The organism is Streptomyces tateyamensis, from assembly GCF_003205575.1.
Lineage (GTDB): Bacteria > Actinomycetota > Actinomycetes > Streptomycetales > Streptomycetaceae > Kitasatospora > Kitasatospora tateyamensis.
Genome location: NZ_PYBW01000322.1, coordinates 1 through 305, shown reverse-complemented (window position 1 = coordinate 305; position 305 = coordinate 1). Strand labels below are relative to the sequence as shown.

1 protein-coding gene is annotated in these 305 nt (G+C 80.7%); it reads left to right on the top strand.

Translation table 11 applies throughout. The features are described 5' to 3' along the window. Positions 1–173 precede the first annotated feature (173 nt). The coding region (locus C7C46_RS37805; protein ID WP_146259344.1) for a maltotransferase domain-containing protein at positions 174–305 on the top strand (132 nt) is incomplete at its 3' end.

Sequence of the window (305 nt, the reverse complement as noted above, 5' to 3'; positions counted from 1 at the left end):
GGTGGCGTGCGCCCCCCCCGAACGGGCAAAGCCCCCGAAAAAACCCCTTCCCCCCCTCCGCCCCCCCCCCGGGCGCGCCCCCCCCCCCCCCCCCGGCACCACGTGGCACCCCCGCGCCCCCCCCCGCCGCGACCCGCCCCACCGCTGCCCGCCGGACGAAGGAGAGCGACCCGATGATCGGCCGGATCCCCGTCCTCGACGTCGCCCCCCTGGTGGACGGCGGCCGCCGCCCGGCCCGCGCGGTCGAGGGCGAGACCTTCCTGGTCACCGCGACCGTCTTCCGCGAGGGCCACGACGCGGTGGCC